The 17,880-nt window shown below is 67.2% G+C and carries 15 protein-coding genes and 1 pseudogene; 9 read left to right on the forward strand and 7 right to left on the reverse strand.

Annotated features, from left to right (window positions below):
• Positions 1 to 102: 102 nt before the first annotated feature.
• Both ACZOOI_RS11500 and eno read right to left on the reverse strand, forming a co-directional pair.
• Positions 103 to 738 (reverse strand): FtsB family cell division protein, encoded by a 636-nt coding sequence (locus ACZOOI_RS11500; RefSeq protein ID WP_465280560.1) that lies wholly within the window; start codon positions 736 to 738, stop codon positions 103 to 105.
• Between the two features lie 56 nt (positions 739 to 794).
• Positions 795 to 2,075, reverse strand: a complete 1,281-nt coding sequence (eno, locus tag ACZOOI_RS11505; protein ID WP_391585498.1) for a phosphopyruvate hydratase — start codon at positions 2,073 to 2,075, stop codon at positions 795 to 797.
• Between the two features lie 280 nt (positions 2,076 to 2,355).
• Between eno and ACZOOI_RS11510 the strand changes: the two genes are divergently transcribed.
• The 5 genes from ACZOOI_RS11510 (at position 2,356) to ACZOOI_RS11530 (ending at position 9,875) form a co-directional block, all read left to right on the forward strand.
• The gene (locus tag ACZOOI_RS11510; RefSeq protein ID WP_391585499.1) at positions 2,356 to 2,730 is read left to right on the forward strand and encodes an SseB family protein; all 375 of its coding nucleotides are present in this window, start codon (positions 2,356 to 2,358) and stop codon (positions 2,728 to 2,730) included.
• On the forward strand, positions 2,723 to 3,073 hold the full coding sequence (locus ACZOOI_RS11515; RefSeq protein WP_391585500.1) for a hypothetical protein: 351 nt from the start codon (positions 2,723 to 2,725) through the stop codon (positions 3,071 to 3,073). Before ACZOOI_RS11510 ends, ACZOOI_RS11515 begins: the two co-directional genes overlap by 8 nt.
• A gap of 64 nt (positions 3,074 to 3,137) precedes the next feature.
• Complete coding sequence (locus ACZOOI_RS11520; protein WP_465280561.1) at positions 3,138 to 7,553, forward strand: DUF6531 domain-containing protein; 4,416 nt, start codon at positions 3,138 to 3,140, stop codon at positions 7,551 to 7,553.
• A 14-nt stretch (positions 7,554 to 7,567) separates the two neighbouring features.
• Positions 7,568 to 8,077 carry a hypothetical protein gene (locus ACZOOI_RS11525; protein WP_465280562.1) on the forward strand — a complete coding sequence of 170 codons (510 nt, stop codon included), beginning with the start codon at positions 7,568 to 7,570 and terminating at the stop codon, positions 8,075 to 8,077.
• Between the two features lie 1,318 nt (positions 8,078 to 9,395).
• Entirely contained in the window at positions 9,396 to 9,875 is a 480-nt protein-coding gene (locus ACZOOI_RS11530; protein WP_465280563.1) for a hypothetical protein, read from the forward strand.
• A 31-nt stretch (positions 9,876 to 9,906) separates the two neighbouring features.
• On the opposite strand, the gene ACZOOI_RS11535 is transcribed toward ACZOOI_RS11530, so the two are convergent.
• Together ACZOOI_RS11535 and ACZOOI_RS11540 are read right to left on the reverse strand one after the other, a co-directional pair.
• Positions 9,907 to 10,107, reverse strand: coding sequence for a DUF397 domain-containing protein (locus ACZOOI_RS11535; protein ID WP_465280564.1), 201 nt, complete (start codon positions 10,105 to 10,107; stop codon positions 9,907 to 9,909).
• The gene (locus tag ACZOOI_RS11540; RefSeq protein WP_465280565.1) at positions 10,104 to 10,943 is read right to left on the reverse strand and encodes a helix-turn-helix domain-containing protein; all 840 of its coding nucleotides are present in this window, start codon (positions 10,941 to 10,943) and stop codon (positions 10,104 to 10,106) included. Before ACZOOI_RS11540 ends, ACZOOI_RS11535 begins: the two co-directional genes overlap by 4 nt.
• Positions 10,944 to 11,168: 225 nt before the next feature.
• Here ACZOOI_RS11540 and ACZOOI_RS11545 point away from each other — a divergent pair, with 225 nt between their 5' ends.
• The 4 genes and pseudogenes from ACZOOI_RS11545 to ACZOOI_RS11560 all read left to right on the forward strand — a co-directional run bounded on the left by ACZOOI_RS11545 (position 11,169) and on the right by ACZOOI_RS11560 (position 13,498).
• A complete protein-coding gene (locus ACZOOI_RS11545; RefSeq protein ID WP_465280566.1) occupies positions 11,169 to 11,600 on the forward strand; it encodes an ATP-binding protein in 432 nt (143 codons plus the stop codon).
• Between the two features lie 534 nt (positions 11,601 to 12,134).
• Positions 12,135 to 12,683: pseudogene (locus ACZOOI_RS11550) on the forward strand (DUF5753 domain-containing protein); the annotation flags it as partial.
• A 41-nt stretch (positions 12,684 to 12,724) separates the two neighbouring features.
• Positions 12,725 to 12,907, forward strand: coding sequence for a DUF397 domain-containing protein (locus ACZOOI_RS11555; protein ID WP_465280567.1), 183 nt, complete (start codon positions 12,725 to 12,727; stop codon positions 12,905 to 12,907).
• Between the two features lie 324 nt (positions 12,908 to 13,231).
• Positions 13,232 to 13,498 carry a hypothetical protein gene (locus ACZOOI_RS11560; RefSeq protein ID WP_465280568.1) on the forward strand — a complete coding sequence of 89 codons (267 nt, stop codon included), beginning with the start codon at positions 13,232 to 13,234 and terminating at the stop codon, positions 13,496 to 13,498.
• A gap of 83 nt (positions 13,499 to 13,581) precedes the next feature.
• Here the strand turns inward: ACZOOI_RS11560 and ACZOOI_RS11565 are convergent, their stop codons facing one another.
• The 3 genes from ACZOOI_RS11565 to ACZOOI_RS11575 form a co-directional block, all read right to left on the reverse strand.
• Positions 13,582 to 14,010 (reverse strand): pyridoxamine 5'-phosphate oxidase family protein, encoded by a 429-nt coding sequence (locus ACZOOI_RS11565; protein WP_391585511.1) that lies wholly within the window; start codon positions 14,008 to 14,010, stop codon positions 13,582 to 13,584.
• A gap of 258 nt (positions 14,011 to 14,268) precedes the next feature.
• Complete coding sequence (locus ACZOOI_RS11570; protein ID WP_465280569.1) at positions 14,269 to 15,807, reverse strand: polysaccharide biosynthesis protein; 1,539 nt, start codon at positions 15,805 to 15,807, stop codon at positions 14,269 to 14,271.
• Positions 15,808 to 16,407: 600 nt separating this feature from the next.
• The gene (locus ACZOOI_RS11575; protein ID WP_465280570.1) at positions 16,408 to 17,844 is read right to left on the reverse strand and encodes a WXG100 family type VII secretion target; all 1,437 of its coding nucleotides are present in this window, start codon (positions 17,842 to 17,844) and stop codon (positions 16,408 to 16,410) included.
• Between the last annotated feature and the right edge of the window lie 36 nt (positions 17,845 to 17,880).

Here is a 17,880-nt window from a genome sequence, read left to right on the forward strand (position 1 = left end):
CCTGCTTCGCTGAGTGACTCGGACCGACGTTCGATCCGGATGCCGTCCCGGACCCGCTCGGCGCGCGCAGTCCCGGTCCCGCTGGACGCGGGAATCGGCGGGCTACCCGATCGAGGCGGCCGGCGTCCTGGTGGGTGTGGGCGTCGCGCTCGCGGTCGGCATGCCGGCCCCGTCCGCGTCGCGCGTGGAGTCCCACAGGTTGCGGTACCACGGCGGCGAACCGGCCCGGGCGGGCGTGGGCGGCGCCGGGTTGCCCGGATCGCCCGGCTGCGGCACCACCAGGTAGGCGGTGTCCCCCGGGTAGACGAAGTGCAGCCGCTCGCGCGCCTGTTGGCGTACGTACGCCGGGTCGTTCCAGCGCTCCAGGTCGGACCGCATGCGTTCGGTCTCGGCCTGCTGCTTGCGGGTGCTCTCGCGCAGGTCGTCCACCTCGGCCCGCTGGTCCAGGTATTGCCGCAGCGGGTACACCAGCGCGACGGCCAGGCTCAGCACCACCAGGGTCAGCACGATCCACTTGCCACCGCCGCGCCGGCGCAGCCGACCCAGGCGCGCCGCCGCGGCCGAGTCCTTGATGGACCCGACCGCGGCGACGACCTTCGGCTTGGCCGGTGCCGCCGGACGCTCTCCGCGTGCCGGACGGTCACCGCGCGCCTGACGCGGCGGTGCGACGGCCCGGGACGCGCGGGCGGCCCCGATCGGAGCGGTCGTCCTGCGGCCGCCCTCGCGCTGCTCGCTCACGCGTCCTCCCGCCGTTCCGTCGATTCGGCGCCGGCGATGTTCCGCTCGACCCGGTGTCAGCCGTCGAAGCGCGGGAACGCGCCACGGCCGGCGTACTCCGCCGCGTCGTCGAGGATCTCCTCGATGCGCAGCAGCTGGTTGTACTTCGCCACCCGCTCCGAACGCGCCGGGGCGCCCGTCTTGATCTGGCCGCAGTCCGTGGCCACCGCGAGGTCCGCGATCGTGGTGTCCTCGGTCTCGCCGGACCGGTGACTCATCATGCACCGGTAGCCGTTGCGGTGGGCGAGCGACACGGCGTCCAGGGTCTCGGTCAGGGTGCCGATCTGGTTGACCTTCACCAGGAGCGCGTTGCCCGCCTTCTCCTCGATGCCGCGCGCGAGCCGCTCCGGGTTGGTCACGAACAGGTCGTCGCCGACCAGCTGGACCTTGTCGCCGAGCTGCGCGGTCAGCGCGACCCAGCCCTCCCAGTCGCTCTCGTCCAGCGGGTCCTCGATCGACACCAGCGGGTACGCCTGGACCAGCTCGGCGTAGTACGCCGACATCTCGGCGGAGGTCTTCTTGGCGCCCTCGAACACGTACGCGCCGTCCGAGTGGAACTCGCTCGCGGCCACGTCCAGGGCCAGCGCGATGTCCGAACCCGGGGTGTAGCCGGCCATCTCGATCGCCTCGACGATCAGGTCGAGCGCGGCGCGGTTGCTCTCCAGGTTCGGCGCGAAGCCGCCCTCGTCGCCGACGCTGGTGGCCAGGCCGCGGGCCTTGAGCACGGACTTGAGGCAGTGGTAGACCTCGGTGCCCCAGCGCACCGCCTCGGCGAAGGTCTCCGCGCCGATCGGCGCGATCATGAACTCCTGGATGTCCACGTTGGTGTCGGCGTGCGCACCACCGTTGAGGATGTTCATCATCGGCACCGGGAGCACGTGCGCGTTCGGGCCGCCGAGGTAGCGGAACAGCGGCAGGTTCACCGATTCGGCGGCGGCGTGCGCGACGGCGAGCGAGACGCCCAGGATCGCGTTGGCGCCGAGCTCGGCCTTGTTCTCGGTGCCGTCCAGGTCGATCATCGCCTGGTCGATCAGCCGCTGGTCGTCGGCCTCGGTGCCGGCGATCTCCTCGTAGATGCGCTCGTTGACCGCGTCGACGGCCTTCTGCACACCCTTGCCGCCGTACCGGGCCTCGTCGCCGTCCCGCAGTTCGACGGCCTCGAAGGCACCGGTGGAAGCGCCGGACGGTACGGCGGCACGGCCCGAGCTGCCGTCGTCGAGGACGACCTCGACCTCAACCGTGGGGTTCCCTCGGGAGTCCAGGATCTCCCGGGCGTGGATGACGTCGATGGACGGCACGAGTTTCTCCTTGATCAAGGGGCACGCTGGTCTGCTCGGCCAGCCTAGTAGCAGCCTGCGGTGCGGTTCGCCCGGGAACGGGTAGCTGTGGGCAACCGATCGGTGACGCGGATGTGAACGCATTCGCTAGGGTGACGCTCGGTCGAGGGGCGGGGGCGCACACATGATCGAACCGGGGGGCGGGGGCGCTTCGGGCGGGCCGGAGGCTTCGCGTGGGCCGGGCGGGTTGGGTACGTCGGACCGGTCGGGCGGATCGGGCGGGCCGGAGGCGTCGGGTGGGTTGGGCGCGTCAGGCGCCGGCGCTGCTTCGCCGCTGGAGCGGGAGATTGCCCGGTTGCTCGCGGGGGACGGCGATCCGCCCGCGTTGCTGGCCGCGTTGCTCGCGGCCCGGTTGTACTGCGAGCGGTTGGAGCAGGTGGGCTTTGCCGCGATCGGGCCGCCCGGTGGCGGGGTCGTACCGGTCTTCACCTCCGAGGAGCAGTTGGCGCTGTTCGTCGGCGGGGCGTGCGACTGGTTCGCCACGGAGGGCGGGGACCTGGTGCGGCTGCTGCCTGCGGGCTACGACATCGCGGTGGACCTGGCCGGCCCGCAACCGGTGCGGCTGCGGGCGAGTCTGTGGAACGGCGAGCCGGAGACGGAGGCCACGGGTGGGTGACGACGGATTCAAGGTCGACAGCGCGTTCGTGCGCGGGGCGAGTACCGAATTGATCGACGCGCTGCTGATCGCCCGGGAAATCGCCCAGAAGCAGCAGCCGTTGCAGGGGCAACTGGCGGCGCTGCAAAAGCACTACACCTCGCCGTACCAGGCCGGCGAGATCGTACTCAAGTCCGCCCAGGCAATGGCCGCGCTGGTCAGCCTCGGCGAGAGCATCGCGATCTCGCTGGAGATGGCCGCACAGCAGTACGAGGCGGCGGAACGGGACGCCGAGGCCAGGTTCTTCACGCCGGGTGGCGCGGCCTCGATCCACGCGGGCGACGACATGAGCACGACGGATTGACGAACTGACGGCTGACGGCTGACGGCTGACGGCTGAAGAACTGCTCGGACCGACCGACCGGCTGATGGATCGACCGACTGACGGGGGTTGCACGGTGTTGGTGTCAGGTGAACCACTCACGCCCGATTCGCAGCCTCGGGGGCTGATACCGGGTGACTGGGAAGTACTGCACACCGTCGCGGACGTGTTCACCCGGTTCTCGGTCCAGGCGCTGGAGGCCGAGGACCGGCTGGGCAAGGTCGACGGCAAGGACCTCTGGCGGGGCGATGCCGCCGACGGGTTCCGCAAGGATCTGAAGCTGGTCACCGACGTCCTGAAGCTGCACGGCAAGGAATACCCGAGCGTCGCCAAGAAGCTGCGCGAGTTCGCCGAGGTGCTGCGATTCGCCCAGGGCGAGTGCGCCAACGAGATCATCCCCAAGGCCAAGCAGGCGTTCTGGCTGATCGAGGCGCAGGCGAGGGAGCAGGAGTCGTACGACCTCGCCAAGCGCAACCAGGACGTACAGAAGGCCAACGGCGTCGGCAAGGAGTGCCTGCCGCAACTACCGCACAAGCCCGAGGGAAACCCGGGCGCCGACCTGTTGCGCGAGGCGCAGGAGCAGTTGCGGCGGGTCCGGGAGCGGGTGGAAAAGGCCGACGCGCACGCGATGTTGGAGCTGCGGAAGTCGGTCGGTGTGCTGGACCTGGACCCGGACATCCGGAAGACGCTCAGCAATGCGGGCATCGACTTCGTCAAGGGCGCCGGTGCCGGGGTCTTCGAACTCGCGAGCTTCGCGTGGACGCTCGACCCGGGCCGGATCTTCGTGGACCCGATCGCCTACGCCACGGACCTGAAGGGCATCGCAGGAGGCATGCTCGGCATCGCCCGAGACCCGATCGGGTTCGCGCAGGACACCGTCGTCACCTCGTGGGAGGACTTCAAGAAGAACCCGGCGCGCTTCCTCGGCCACCTCGCCCCCGACCTGGCGTTGACGCTGGCGACGCGCGGCGGCAACAAGGCGTTGACGCCCGCCGAGCAGGCCGAGAAGGCCATCGCCAAGCGGGACAACCCGCGCTGCCGCGGTGCGGATGCGTGTACGCGCGAGGGCGAGCCGATCGACGTGGTCACCGGCGAGATGGTGCTGCCGCAGACCGATGTGACGCTCGCGGGGGCACTGCCGTTGGTCTTGGAGCGGCATCACCGGACGGCGTTCGGCGGCGGGCGGTGGTTCGGCGAGCGGTGGGCGTCGACGTTCGACCAGTACCTGCAACTGGGCGCGGACCGGGTCACGTTCACGGCCGCCGACGGGATGGTGCTGCGGTATCCGGTGCCTCGGCCGGGCGAGCCGGTCATGCCGATGGGCGGCTATCGGTGGCCGTTGGTCTGGGACGGGGCGCCGAACGGGACGTTCACGGTGACCGATCCGCAGCGGGGGCGGAGTTGGTCGTTCGCGGCGCTGCCGGAGGTGCTCTCGCGGCGAATACCGGTGCGCTCCCTGGTCGATCGCAACGGGAGTCGGATCGACTATCTGTACGACGACGCGGGCGTGCCGTGCGAGGTCACCCACTCGGGTGGGTATCGGGTCGCGGTGGACACGGCGGGCGGGCTGATCACGGGGTTTCGGTTGCTGGGCGCGGACCCCGTCACCCACATGAGATCCGACAACCCGACGGCCTCGATCCCCCTGGTCACCTTCGCCTACGGCGAGTCCGGCGACCTGTCGGAGGTCGTCAACTCCTCCGGCCGCCCACTCCGCTTCACCTACGACGACCACCACCGCATGACGTCCTGGACCGACCGCAACGGGACCTGGTACCAGTACGAATACGACGAGGCGGGTCGCTGCGTACGCGGCTCCGGCATCGACGGCGTTATGGACAACTCGTTCGAGTACGACGACGCGGCCCGAACAACCCGGATGACCGACGCCCTCGGCGCGGTCCGCGAATACGAATACAACGACTGGTCCCAGGTCGTCCGCGAGACCGACCCCCTCGGCGGCACCCGGTCCACGGAATGGGACTCCTACAACCGTCGAGTGGCCGTCACCGACGAACTCGGCCACACCACGCGGTACTCGTACGACGCCCTGGGCAACACAGTCGGCATCGTCCTCCCCAACGGCACCTTCACCGTCGCCGACTTCGACCCGCTGCTCTGCCGCCCCACCCTCGTCACCGGCCTGGACGGCGGCCGGCGCCGCTACACCTACGACGAGCGCGCCAACCTCCTCACCGCCACCGACGAACTCGGCGCCGTCACGTCCTACGCCTACGACCCGGCCGGCCACCTGACGGCCACCACCAACGCCCTGGGCCACACCACCGAGGTCACCTCGGATACCGCCGGCCTCCTGGTGTCGGTAACCGACCCCCTCGGCGCCACCACAAGCCTCACCCGCAACGCCTTCGGCCGAGCCACAACCCTGACCGACCCGATGGGCAGCACCACCAAAACCGCCTGGACCGTGGAAGGCAAGCCCGCCTGGCGCCAACGCCCCGACGGCACCCACGAATCCTGGACCTGGGACGCCGAAGGCAACCTCCGCCACCACGTGAACCCGGCCGGCTACACCACCAGTTACGAATCAACCCACTTCGACCTCCCGGCCGCCCAAACCGGCCCCGACGGCGCCAGGCTGGAGTTCACCTACGACCCCGAACTCCGCCTCACCAAGGTCACCAACCCCATGGGCCTGACCTGGCAATACGAATACGACCAGGCCGGCCGGCCGATCGCCGAGACCGACTTCAACGGACGCGAACTTACCTATCGCCACGATGCGGCCGGTCGACTGACCCAGCGCATCAACGGCGCCGGAGAAGTGGTCACATACGTTCGCGATGCCTTGGGGCGAGTCATCGCCCAGCGCCATGTTGCGCCAGGGAGCGAAACCACCTATTGCTATGACGCCATCGGGCGGCCAATTCGGATCACTAGCCCCGATGTGGATCTGGAGTTGACACGCGATGCTTTAGGGCGTGTTACCTGCGAAACCGCCAACGGCCGCACCCTAACCAGCGCCTACGATGCATTGGGGCGTCGAATACGCCGGCAAACCCCCTCCGGTCATGTCAGCAAATGGATTTACGATCCCGCCGACCAACCAACCAAGCTAAGCACCGACGATCTCGTTATCGAATTCGAATTCGATTCCATGGGACGAGAGACGTCACGAAAGTTTGGCAACGTTTCATTCAGTCAGAAGTGGGATCGCATCGATCGAATAATCGAGCAGTCGATCGAGATTAACAGAATAGTCAGCCCGCTTGCTGCGATTCTCGATCCGAGCTCGGCATTCGTGGACGGTGAAAGTCGATCTTACTCCTACCGGGCAGACGGCTTCATACTCGCAATCCATGACAGTGTGACCGGCTCCAAAGACTACGACCTGGATAGCTTTGGGCGCGTCACAGCGGTTCGCGGGCACCACTGGAGGGAGAGCTACGCCTACGACGTCTCGGGAAATCAGACGGAGGCTACATGGCCAGCTCTGGAGAACGAAACCCAGGGAAGACGCGAAATAACCGGAACGCTCGTCCGTCGCGCCGGCCGTACGACCTACTACTACGACGCTCAAGGCCGGATGGTCCGCCAATCGCGCAGGACGTTGTCCGGGAAGATCAAAAGGTGGATCTACGAGTGGGATCCCGACGACCGGCTCGTCGGAATATTGACACCCGAAAATCGGCGATGGATCTATTTATACGACGGCCTATCGCGGCGTACGGAAAAAAACGAACTGGCGGAGGATTCCAGCGTTCTACAAAGGGTCAAGTTCGACTGGGACATGAGTCGACTCGTCGCGCAGAGCAGTATGGATTTGATCCTCACCTGGGAGTATCAGGCAAGCACTGGTACCCCCGTTACTCAGACCATCGAAAGGAAGGGTCGTGCCCGCACGACCTACGGGATTCGAACGGATTCCGTCGGTGCGCCGACGGAACTTGTCACTCACGATGGAAACATCGCACTGCGAAGGCAAGCAAGTCTATGGGGCGAATACTTCGCCGAAGCCGAACCGAAGGTTCAGTGCCCTCTGCGATTCCCGGGCCAATACTTCGACCCGGAAATCGAGGCGAACTATAACTATTTCCGCATCTACAACTACCATTTAGCAAGCTATCTATCGCCTGACCCCTTGGGCTTGGGTCCTTCGCCACACGAACGAGGATACGCTACCAATCCGCTGGTCGATTTCGACCCGCTAGGACTCGAGAATTGCGCAGTAATCGGACGTAGAGATGACACTGCTGCCGCGGAGGACTGGGAGAATCATAACGTACTTAATAATCCGAATTGGACGATCGAACTGAATGATCAATGGATTCAAGATATTATCGCCAGACGTCAAGACGTGTATTTGGGGTCACCTCTCACACACGAAAACCTATGGCGGCCCGAAAGAGGACGGGAAACGGTCACTGCGCGAGAAGTGAGAATGCTGACCGAGGCGGGGTACACTTGGGACGGAAATTACCTCAGGCCCCCACAACGTTAGAAAAGAGATCACCGATGGATCCAACGAACGCCCAACTTTCGGCTTTGGAGTCGCGCGAAAGTCGCGACTACGGGGACAGTCCACTGGAAAGCAAGAAGGATCGACTTATCGGTTCCTTCATCGATCTCGTCGGGAACAGCAAAGATCTGATCTATGCGATTGAACTCGGAAAAGAGAAAGGGAGATGGGGGGTTCTCGATACCTACGCTGCCCGAATGGCTTCGCTCGCTGTCCGCAATCGAGATTCCCAAGCGCTGCAGAGAGGACTCATCGCCGCTCTGGTCGCGATGAAGTCAACCGACGATCAGCGTGAAGTTCTCCCAACTTTGAGCCTCCTCTACCGCGCATGGGAGTTGCTGGCCGACCGAAGCGTCTCTTTTCGAGCACCGACTGAATTGCAGGTGAACGAAATCGACGACCCTCTGATGGCTTTCAGCCAGCGTCCTCCTAATTCTCGCCGGATCCAAGCCATGGGATATCAAGAAGGAAGCGACGCCGGGGGATTCAGGTTCGTCTACAGCTGATCCTGCGACAAGGCCACCATGCTCGTTCACAGCTTGCGCGGTGGCCCTCGCAGTACACCGACGGCTCGCCCAAGGCTCAGAGGTTGAGCATTTTTGGAGTTCATCTCGTCCAGAAACAGGATGTCGCTGGAGGGAGTTGGAGTCACGCCGTCCATGGCAGCGGCCCGCCGTTGCGAACGGTGCCGCCATCCGCGAACTGAGTCAACGCGTCGCCATCAAGGAGCGGACCGCCCGGAGATGGCTTCTTGGACGGCCGGACGGTCGCAAGAAGCAGCCGAGGGCGTTTGCGTGTGATCCGCGGGCGCCTTCGGCCTCCTGGTACCTGTCGGAGGCCGAACTCCTCCACATTTGGGTTGATTCAGGGACGGCACCGCAGTCCGGACGATCGCCGCCGAACTTGGCCGCAGTCCGTTCATGGTCAGCCGCGCCACGCTACGGGCCCCTATGCGCGGCCCAGGGTGCAGGTGCCCGTCGCCTTGAGCCGAGCCCGGCAATCGGCACCCTGGCCTGACGCGCTGTCACGGTGTCGAGCACAGGCTCGCTTGGCCTGCGGTGATGAACGGCTGAACGCTCGTACTCGACGCCTTGGGAATGCGGTTCTCTGAGGAGGGCGCGTTAGCTCGTGCGTGTTCGTCGGTCTTGCCGGTGACGGGGTGTCAAAAAATGGTTGGTCGCTCGATCGGGTGAAAGTTGGGCATCGGCGATTAAGCGGCCGTTACGGTTCGACTACGGAAAGCGGCGATCACCCCTCAGAAGGTGATCGCCGCTAGTCAACCCGCTGTACAACGCAGCGGACCAACCGAAAGGCAACGCCGTGCTCCCGGCGCATCCTCAGCCACAAGCATGCCTGAACTACCCCTCTTCGACCACCGATCCGGCCAGGATTCCCCCGAATGCGCGTCGCGCCGTGTGGCTGGGTACCGTGCGCCGTGATCCGGAGGTCAAGCGCACGCTGCTGTTGTTCGCGCTGTTGCTCGCTTCCTACGCGAAGTCCGACGGCACCGGCATCCGCGTCACGCACGCCATACTCGCCGACGACGGTGGCTTCCATCTCTCCACTGTTCGTCGCGCCCTCGACACGTTGCAGCGACGCGGGCTCCTGCTACAGGTCCACCGCGGCCATCGGCTCGGGAACGGCAACTCGTCGCTCAGCGAGTACGCCCTGCTTATTCCCTCAACGGATCATCCGGACGGACCGTTGAGCGTCGACTCAACTGCCCACGGAGATGAGCCGTTGAGCCCTTCACCCGACACCACCCACAGGCGCTCAAGCGCTCACCACGGCGCCTCAACGGTTCACCCGGATGAGCCGCTCCCTGTGGTTACCTCTATCGAGGAAGGAACGGGGTCTCCCCCCACTCCCTCCCGCGGGAGCCCGCCGGACAACGCGTCGTTCCGAGCGGCGAAGGCCCTGGTCGAACAACTCCCGCCCGAGTCGCACGAATTCCTGATGCCCGGCCTGCACCGCGTCGCGCTCAAGCTCGCCCAACGCACCGACCGGGACGTCCTGATCCACGATCTCGCCGACACCATCCGCACCCGCGGACCACTCACCGGCCCCGGAATCCGCTCACCACTGGCCGTCCTGCTGTACCGCCTCGACGAGGCGATCGCGATACACGCCACGATGCGCGAGACCTTCCGCCGATCCCTGGGCGGAGACCCGACACCCACCTCGGCGGCACCACCCCCTTGCGACTGCAAGGGCGGTTGGCGCGGCGAGGACCACGAGGGCCGCCCGATCCCGTGCACGACCTGCAAACCGCGCTACGGCGGCACACTGGCACCGCCGTTCTGACCACGACCCGGCTGCGAGCGAAGTGCGCTGCTCAGCGGCCGCGCGCACCCTTGAGGGTTCGCACGAGCATCTCCCAGGACGCCGCGGGGACGCAGAAATGGCCGCGCTCACGGCACTTGGTGTCCCGTACGGCGGTGGCCAGGGGCGCCGGGGCCACCTCCACACATGAGTTCTCGTTACTGGCGGCCGAGTGGGACGAAGTCCGCCAGGGTCCGGTGATCTCGTTGCTCACAGTTCCTCCAGTCGTCGGCGGATCAAGCTCTCGGTGGCCTCCGCCGACAAGGCATGCATCTTCAGGTGGTCGAGAATGCGACGGAAGCGTCTGACTTCGATGTCGCCGTCACGAATCACGAGACCGCCTTGGTGCTCCGATACGGCAACGCTCGGTTCGTGAGCGCTTGCGAAGTCGAAGAGTGTGATCCCTCCTTCGATCGGTCGAGACGCGGACTCGAACGGAACGACGTGAAGTTCGACGTTCGGCAACTTACCGATCTTCAGCAGGTGTTCGAGTTGCCCGCGCAAGACCTCCCGCCCACCGGTGTACACGTAGAGCAGTGCCGCGGCAATCGTTACGGAGACTGTCACATCTCCCGCCAGTAGTTTCTGGCGGCGCATCCGCACTTCGAGAAGGACGTCGGCTTCATCGGGATCGGGCACCAACGGGGCGGTGTCGAACAGCGCCTGTGCATAGCCTCTCGACTGAAGCAATCCGGGCATCACGCTCGACCCTGCGGCGTGAATGGAGGATGCCTGAGCCTCCAGCGAGATGTACTCCTGAAGTCGGGCACTGAGGATCGATTCGTACTCCAACCACCAGCGCGAGCCGCGAGTGTCCTCGCGCCAGCCCTCCAAACGTGCCGCCTCATCCTCGGTTGCCTCGTACAGTCCGCACAACCGGCTGAGGTCGTGGCGCGACAAGGAGACCTTGGCCGTCTCGATCCGGACGACCTTGGTGTGGCTCCAGCCGCATGTCTCCGCGACCGACTCGCCGGTCAAGGCCGCGCGAACTCGCAGCCGCCGGAGCTCGGCGCCGAGTCTCCGACGTGCGTAGGTAGGCGTCAAAGCCATCCCGAACCACCCCCACTGATCAATCCGATGGGCTCGAATCCTGCGGCAGGGTACGCCGGACGTCCGCTTCCATTTGTCCGGTTACGAAAGTTCCACCTGATCGAGCTACGCAACCTGGCGGGCACATGTGCGCGCGCACTATCGTCCGCCGAAAGCCGCTCACGCTGTGTGGAGCCTTATCCACTCTGCGCGAAGCGACATGCATCGATCCCATTGGAGACGCGCATGTCCACATCCATCCTCAAGGGCTGCGTGCCGATCGCCTCGCTGACGTGTACGGCGGACGCGCCGTATGCCCCGGCCGTGCGCGGGGTCGTCGTGGCGGCACTGACTCGCCTCGGGATCGCGGACGAAGAGTTGCTCTGGCTGGGCGAGTTGCTCACCACCGAGGTGTTCGCCAACGCCGTGCGGCACGCCCCGCGGACGCGGGTCCGGGTGCGAGTGTCCTACGACCGCCCCGGCGCACGGATCGTGGTCGACGTCGAAGACGGCAGCCGCGCCCTGCCGGTACGGACCGGGTTGCCGATGGGTGGTCTCGCCGACCACGGCCGAGGCGTACCACTGCTGGAGGAGCTGTCCCAGGCGCACGGCTGCAAGTCGCTCGTGCGCGGCAAGCGAATCTGGTTCGCTCTCAAGGTCCCGGAGGCGTCGGGATAGCACGCCGTCTCCGTATGCGGCGTCGTCGGGCATTGCCCACCCGCCGGCGAGGACATGCCGGGTCACGGACATGGGGCGGACATCTTGAGGACGGGGATGGGCAGATCATGATTCGGGCGTAATTGTGGCCATACCGTCGATAGCGTGGCTGATATTGGTCCATGCAGCCCTCGGGGGTGGCACGTCATGCAGGCGAAACCCGGCAATCCGGCGCTGGTTCGCGCCCGACACGCGCACGGATGGCTCGCGCAGCGGCATCTCTCGGCCGCTTTCCGGGAGTGCGCGGCGAGTCTGGGGCTGCGTTTGGACGTAAGCGTGCGACAGATCCGGCGCTGGGAGTCGGCGAACCCTCCCTGGCCGACGCCCGACTACGAGCGTGTGCTGGAGGCCATGTTCGGCGTGCCTCTCGATCGACTCGGATTCGTCCGCCCCGCGCACATGGTGGACGTCGAGCAGGCCGAGAGCGAGGGCCGGGCTTTCCGTGAGCTCAAGGGTCGGGAGCAGCCGGGTTGGTGGCGCACCGAGTCCGATGAGATGGCGGGAAACGCGCACTATGCGCGGCTTGTTGAAGCGGAACAGGCGGCCATGGCGGTACGGGAATATCTCCCGACCCTGCTCCCTGGACTGTTGCAGACGTTCGAGTACGCCTTCGCCGTCATCCGCGCCGGGTCACCCACCCTGTCGCAAGACGAGGTGTTGCGACGCACGCAACGCCGCATCGAACGCCTCGGGCGCGTCGGAGCGTCCTCGCCCGTAGGACGGTCGCTGTGGTTCATCGTCCACGATTCGGCGCTTCGCAATCCGGTCGGCGGCCGGCAAACCCTCGCCGACCAACTCGGCCACATACTGGTCGTCCTTTCGCGGCGGCCCGACGTGCGCCTCCAGGTGCTTCCCGACGATGTGGGCGCCCATCCGGGGCTCAACTCCGGACCGTTCACCTGGTACGACTTCGGGAAGGATCGCGTCGTCTATCTGGAGGGGCTCACCGGCCGCTCCTGGACTTCCCGTCCGACCTGTCTCGCCGCCTACTCCCTGGCCTACGATCATCTGCAAGCGGCATCCCTGAGCGTCGACGAGTCCATCGAACTCATCGCCATGAGGGCCCGGGAAGCGGAGATGAAGGCATGGACTACGACGACAAGCTCGTTCGTTGGACAGTCAGCAGCCATTCCGGAAATGAGAACTGCGTTTCCGTCGCCGACCTTGGACCCATCGGGGTCCGAGACTCCAAGCTCACCGACGGACCGGTGATCACGGTGCGCCCCGACGCGTGGCGTGCGCTCCTCGACGGAGTCCGCCCGCGCTGAACGCAATGCGCGCGGCCGGGATTCCGGGCCGCGCGTCATCCCACATTCCTTATCACCCAGGCCGCGCACGCTCCGCAAGCCGGTCGCGCTTCGGGGGTCCGCGTCGCTGTTACGGCCGCCGACGGGCGTCGCGGGCACAACGGGTGCACATCACTCGTGTGGGGCAGGCGGGTCTGGTTCGCTGCTTTCGAGCCGGCTGGGCCGACGACCTCGATCGAGGTTGACCGACAGCATCCGCGGCCTGAACGGACCGCAGGATTCGGTCACTTCTGGTTTGCTGGGGGGACCATGTCGTCTCCGAAGCCGGAAAGGCTCTGTACTGCTGTGGAGTTGCTGGCGATTGTTCTGGTGTCCGGCATCGGCGGAGGCGTGCTCGTCCGGGCCGCGCGGGTGGCTCGCATGTATGAACTGGCGGTCTGGCGGCGGTGGTTGCCGTTCGGGCTCGCGCTGATCGGGGTGGCCGCCAGTTTGTTTCGGGCCGAGGATGTCGCGCTCGTCGCCGCGTTGATCGCCCTGCCGTGCTACGTGGCCTCGGTGTTGTTCGCCCAGGCCGAGATCCACCGGGAAGCCGACGAGGCCCTCCACGGCTGACTCGACCGAGTCGGCCGACTCGACCACCTCGACCGACTCGGCGCGACGCCCCCGCCCCGAACGCCCGGCAGGTCGGCAGCCCCCTACGACCCCGGGCCCAAGCCCAGTCCGAAGACCCGCCAGCGTTTCGGTGTCACCACGCCCAGGCTCGTGCCCTCGCGGGAGAGCGGGCGGCGCTGTTGGGCCAGGCCCGCCTCGCCCAGGATGTGACGCATGGCGAACTCCCAGCGCTCCTGGGCCCACTCGTCCTCGCGCATGGCGACCTCGCCCCACACGATGACGTGCGCGATGTCGCCGTCCCGCGCCATCGACAGGCACACGCGCGGGTCGTGCTCGAGATTCGCCTTCTTGGTGCGGCCGGTGAGGCTGAGGTAGAGATACTCGTCGTCGTACGCGAGCATCACGGGCGTCACGTGCGGTTCCCCCGTCGGGGTCACCGTGCCCACGTGCACCCAGTGCTCCGGATCGCCGAGCATCGCGTCCAGAGCCGTCCTCAGTTCGGGGTCGATCATGGAGGATCCGCCTTTCGCAGCACAGGGGCCTCATGGCCACCGTACTGCGCCCTTCACCCCACCGGTCACGTGATCACCGTCCACGAGGTGAACGGAGATCGGCTCGAGGTGAATGAAGATCGTCTCGAGGTGTCCGGAGATCGTCTCGAGGTCTGTGAAGATCGTCTTGACGTGCGCCGAGACCGTCCACCGGTGTACGGAGACCGCCCACAGGCGCACGAGGATCCCCGGAAGTCGTCCGAGTACAGCGCCTCTAGCCTAGAAGTCGTCCGGGTACGGCGCCGACAACACCTCGGCCCCGGCCGGCTCGGGCGTGACGTAGCCCGGCAGCAGTTCGGACAACAGCGCCCGCACCGCCTTCGTGTCGTTGACCGCCGCCGCGTCGTACAGCTCCGGCAGCCGCACCACCGCGTCCAGTGCCTGGCCCGGCGGCACGGTCGCCTGGATCCGCCGGTGTTCGGTGGGCAGGCGTTCCTCCGTGGTCGAGAACAGCGCCTCGTTGAGCTTCTCGCCGGGCCGCAGGCCGGTGAAGCGGATCGGTACGTTCGGCAGGTTCACCTGCTCGGCGAACTTGTGCACCAGGTCCACGATCCGCACCGGCTCGCCCATGTCGAGCACGAAGATCTCGCCGCCCTGGGCCATCCGACCGGCCTCCAGGACCAGTCCCACGGCCTCCTCGATCGTCATGAAGAACCGGGTGACGTCCGGGTGGGTGACGGTGACCGGGCCGCCCGCGCGCAGCTGCTCGGCCAGTACGGACAGCAGTGAGCCCCGGCTGCCCAGCACGTTGCCGAACCGGACACCCGCGAAGACGCCGGGCGCCTGCGTGTTCGCCTGCACGATCAACTCGGCCAGCCGCTTGGTCGCCCCGAGCACCGAGACCGGGTCGGCCGCCTTGTCCGTGGAGATCAGTACGAAACGCTCGACGCCCACGTCGAGCGCGGCCCGCACCAGGTTCTCCGTGCCCAGCACGTTGGACTTGACCGCCTCGCACGGATGCCGCTCCAGCAGCGGCAGGTGTTTGTGCGCGGCGGCGTGGAAGACCACCTCCGGCTTGAGATCGTGGAAGAGCTGCTCGATCCGCGGGCGATCCCGGATGTCCGCGATGACCAGCGTCTCGTCGTCGAGCAACGCCTCGCCCCACACGTCCAGTTGGAGACGGTGCAAGTTGGACTCGTCGTGATCGAGCATGTACATCCGGCTCGGCCCGAAGCCGTACACCTGGCGGCACAGCTCGCTGCCGATCGAGCCGCCCGCGCCGGTGATCAACACCCGACGGCCCGCGATCACCTCACGCACCGACGCCGAGACCACATGCAGTTCCTGCCGGCCGATCAGCCGGTTGACGTCGAGCATGCGCATGTCGCTGCCGACCACGTCGCGTCGCAACGCGACCAGGAAGGACGGCAGATACCGTACGGCCGCGCCGATCGCGGCGGCCCCGGCGGCCACTTTGCGAAACTCCTCGTGCGGAAGCCCCGGGATGGCCAGCACGACCACCTCGATGCCATGCTCCAGTGCCACGTCGGTCAGGGCGGCCAGGCCGCCCAGAACCGGAAGCAGATGTTGCGGGTTGTCCACGTCGGCGACCCGGATCCCGTCCTTGTCGGGGTCGTCGTCGAGAAATCCGATCGGACGCAACCCGAAATCGGGTGTCCGCAACAGATCTCGCGCCAACGCGCTGCCCGCCGACCCGGCCCCCACGACCAGGGTCCGCAGACCCGCTCCCGAAATATCCGTCGCTGCAGAACTCCGACCCATCAAGCCCCCCTCGGTCAGGTGCAGCGTGATCGGCATCGGATCGTGCACCGACCACACGCGGCATCGACACGCCGGTGCGGATAGGCGTCCCCCATCGCACCACGCCCACCCCGGCGGTCGTACGCGACTGCTCCAATTGCCCCACGACCCCGGTGGCCCCACAGCCTGCAACGTCACTTGCGGCCCAGACGCATCGGATGGACCAACAGCCGCGCAGGCAACCACCGGCACTCGGGATTCAGCGTACGGCCCACCCTCGGCCCCCGTCGCGGTTTTGCCCAAACACCCGCAACTTCGCCTTTTCCGTGTCCGGAAAGGATCACCGCGTGATCGTCGGGGCTTTCCCGGGCCGTTCCCGTGCCGTCATCCCGCCGTGCCCGGCTCCATCGCATCTCCCGAGGTGGGCACGTGTCGCGTGCCCGGCCGGCCCGAACTCCCCCCGGGCTCGGGGGAATCGGCCCCCACATACGACGGATCGGCCCCACTCGCGACAATCGCGAATGGGGCCGACCCGAAATCCCAGCCGTATTACCGCCGTTCGACCGTGCTCACCCGGCCGGTCGACCCCGATGAGCCGCCCCCGACGAGTCGACCCCGACCACCAGGCCCAGGTCGGCCGCGGTCAACGGATTCCGATCAGTCGACCACCGGCGGAGCCGTGGTGCGGTCGCCCACCCACGTCTCCTCCTCCTCGTGCAGGTAGTCCGCGCGCTGCCGCCGGTTGCGCTGGTCGCGCCCGTCGTCCGGGCCCGTCCCACCGCCGCCGCGCATGCCCGCCGCGCCCCGGCCGGCCAGGCCGCTGCCGCCGGAGGAGAACTGGCCCGCGCCCGCGGCACTCGGAGTCCCGCCGACCACGCCGCCGCTCTGCCCGGTGAACCGCCGACCGCCTCCGGTCCCACGCGGGCCGGTGCCGCCGCCGGGGTTGTTGTGGCCGGCGCCACCGCCGGTCGGACCACGCCCGGTCGGCCGGCCGCCGGTGAGGCCCTCGGCGTGGGAGGTCATGTTCGGACCGCGCCCGTTGGCCGGCGGGTTCGAGGTCAACTGCGCCTTCGAACCGCCGGACTTGCCGGGCGGGAAGCCACCCGTCTTGCCACCGGGCGGGAAGCCGCCGGTCTTGCCGCCGGGGAACATCGGCAGACCGTTGGGCGGTCCCTGCGGGTTGGCGCCGCCGGGCGGGGTGCCGATCGGGCCCGGGGCCGTCGGACCGGGATCGGGCAAGGTCGCGGGGCCGTTCTGGAACGGCCCCTGGCCGAGCAGACCGGTGTCCTTCGGCGGCACGTACCCGCCGCCGTCGATGCCGCCGCCGATCGAACCGACGCCGCCCGAACCGTTCGACCCGTCGATCAGGTTGTCGCCCCCGTTGCCCGAAGGGCCGTGGCCGGGGATCAGCGTCCCGCCGTCCTTGCCCACGGTCGTCTTGACCGTCGAGTAATTCGAGGTCCGGCGAGGGCCGTTGGACGTCCCACCGCCGCCGCCGTGCGACACCGTCGGCAACGCGGGCAGTGGCGGGAAGTCGATCGCAGGTGCCTTGGTCAGCGTCTCGGTGGCCACCGTGTAGGTGCTGCTCAGGCTCTCCATCCGACGGATGGCCTCCTGCCGCGCCTTCTCCAACTCGGTCTTGGCCGAGGCCACCATGGCCTTCTTGTCCGGGGTGTCCCCCGGCTGGCAGACCAGCCGCTTCTCGCCGTTGCTGTCCACGATCATCTTGGCGTTCGCGGGCACCTCCGGCATGGTCAGCAGCGCGAAGCTCAGCTCGCTGCCCGCGTGGTCCATCGCGGTGCCGACCTTGCCCGAGTGCTCGGCGAACTTGCGGGTCGCGACCATGACCTTGCCGGTCCACTCACGAAAGCTCTCCGCGGACTTCCCGGTCCACTCGAGGCGGCTGATCCGCGTCTCCAGTGCCGTCGTCAGCGTCTCCAACGTCTCCTTGGCATCGAGCAACGCCTTTCCCGACGCCGTCAGTTCGGCAGGCCGTGCGCCGTCGATCATGCCCTTCAGCGCTTCGTGCGAGTACTCCTCGAAGTTGGTGGGTCCACTACCCCACCCGCCGCCGCCACCGCCGGCATCCAGCATGTCGTCACCCCGTCCCCGTAGTTCCCGTCACGTCGA

Source organism: Embleya sp. L77 (assembly GCF_055557415.1).

Excerpts from the sequence above, each read along its gene's own strand:
- ACZOOI_RS11520 (WP_465280561.1), top strand. The coding sequence starts at position 3,138 with ATGGATCGACCGACTGACGGGGGTTGCACGGTGTTGGTGTCAGGTGAA.
- ACZOOI_RS11525 (WP_465280562.1), top strand. The coding sequence starts at position 7,568 with ATGGATCCAACGAACGCCCAACTTTCGGCTTTGGAGTCGCGCGAAAGT.
- ACZOOI_RS11540 (WP_465280565.1), bottom strand. The coding sequence starts at position 10,943 with ATGGCTTTGACGCCTACCTACGCACGTCGGAGACTCGGCGCCGAGCTC.
- ACZOOI_RS11545 (WP_465280566.1), top strand. The coding sequence starts at position 11,169 with ATGTCCACATCCATCCTCAAGGGCTGCGTGCCGATCGCCTCGCTGACG.
- ACZOOI_RS11555 (WP_465280567.1), top strand. The coding sequence starts at position 12,725 with ATGGACTACGACGACAAGCTCGTTCGTTGGACAGTCAGCAGCCATTCC.
- ACZOOI_RS11565 (WP_391585511.1), bottom strand. The coding sequence starts at position 14,010 with ATGATCGACCCCGAACTGAGGACGGCTCTGGACGCGATGCTCGGCGAT.
- ACZOOI_RS11570 (WP_465280569.1), bottom strand. The coding sequence starts at position 15,807 with ATGCCGATCACGCTGCACCTGACCGAGGGGGGCTTGATGGGTCGGAGT.
- ACZOOI_RS11575 (WP_465280570.1), bottom strand. The coding sequence starts at position 17,844 with ATGCTGGATGCCGGCGGTGGCGGCGGCGGGTGGGGTAGTGGACCCACC.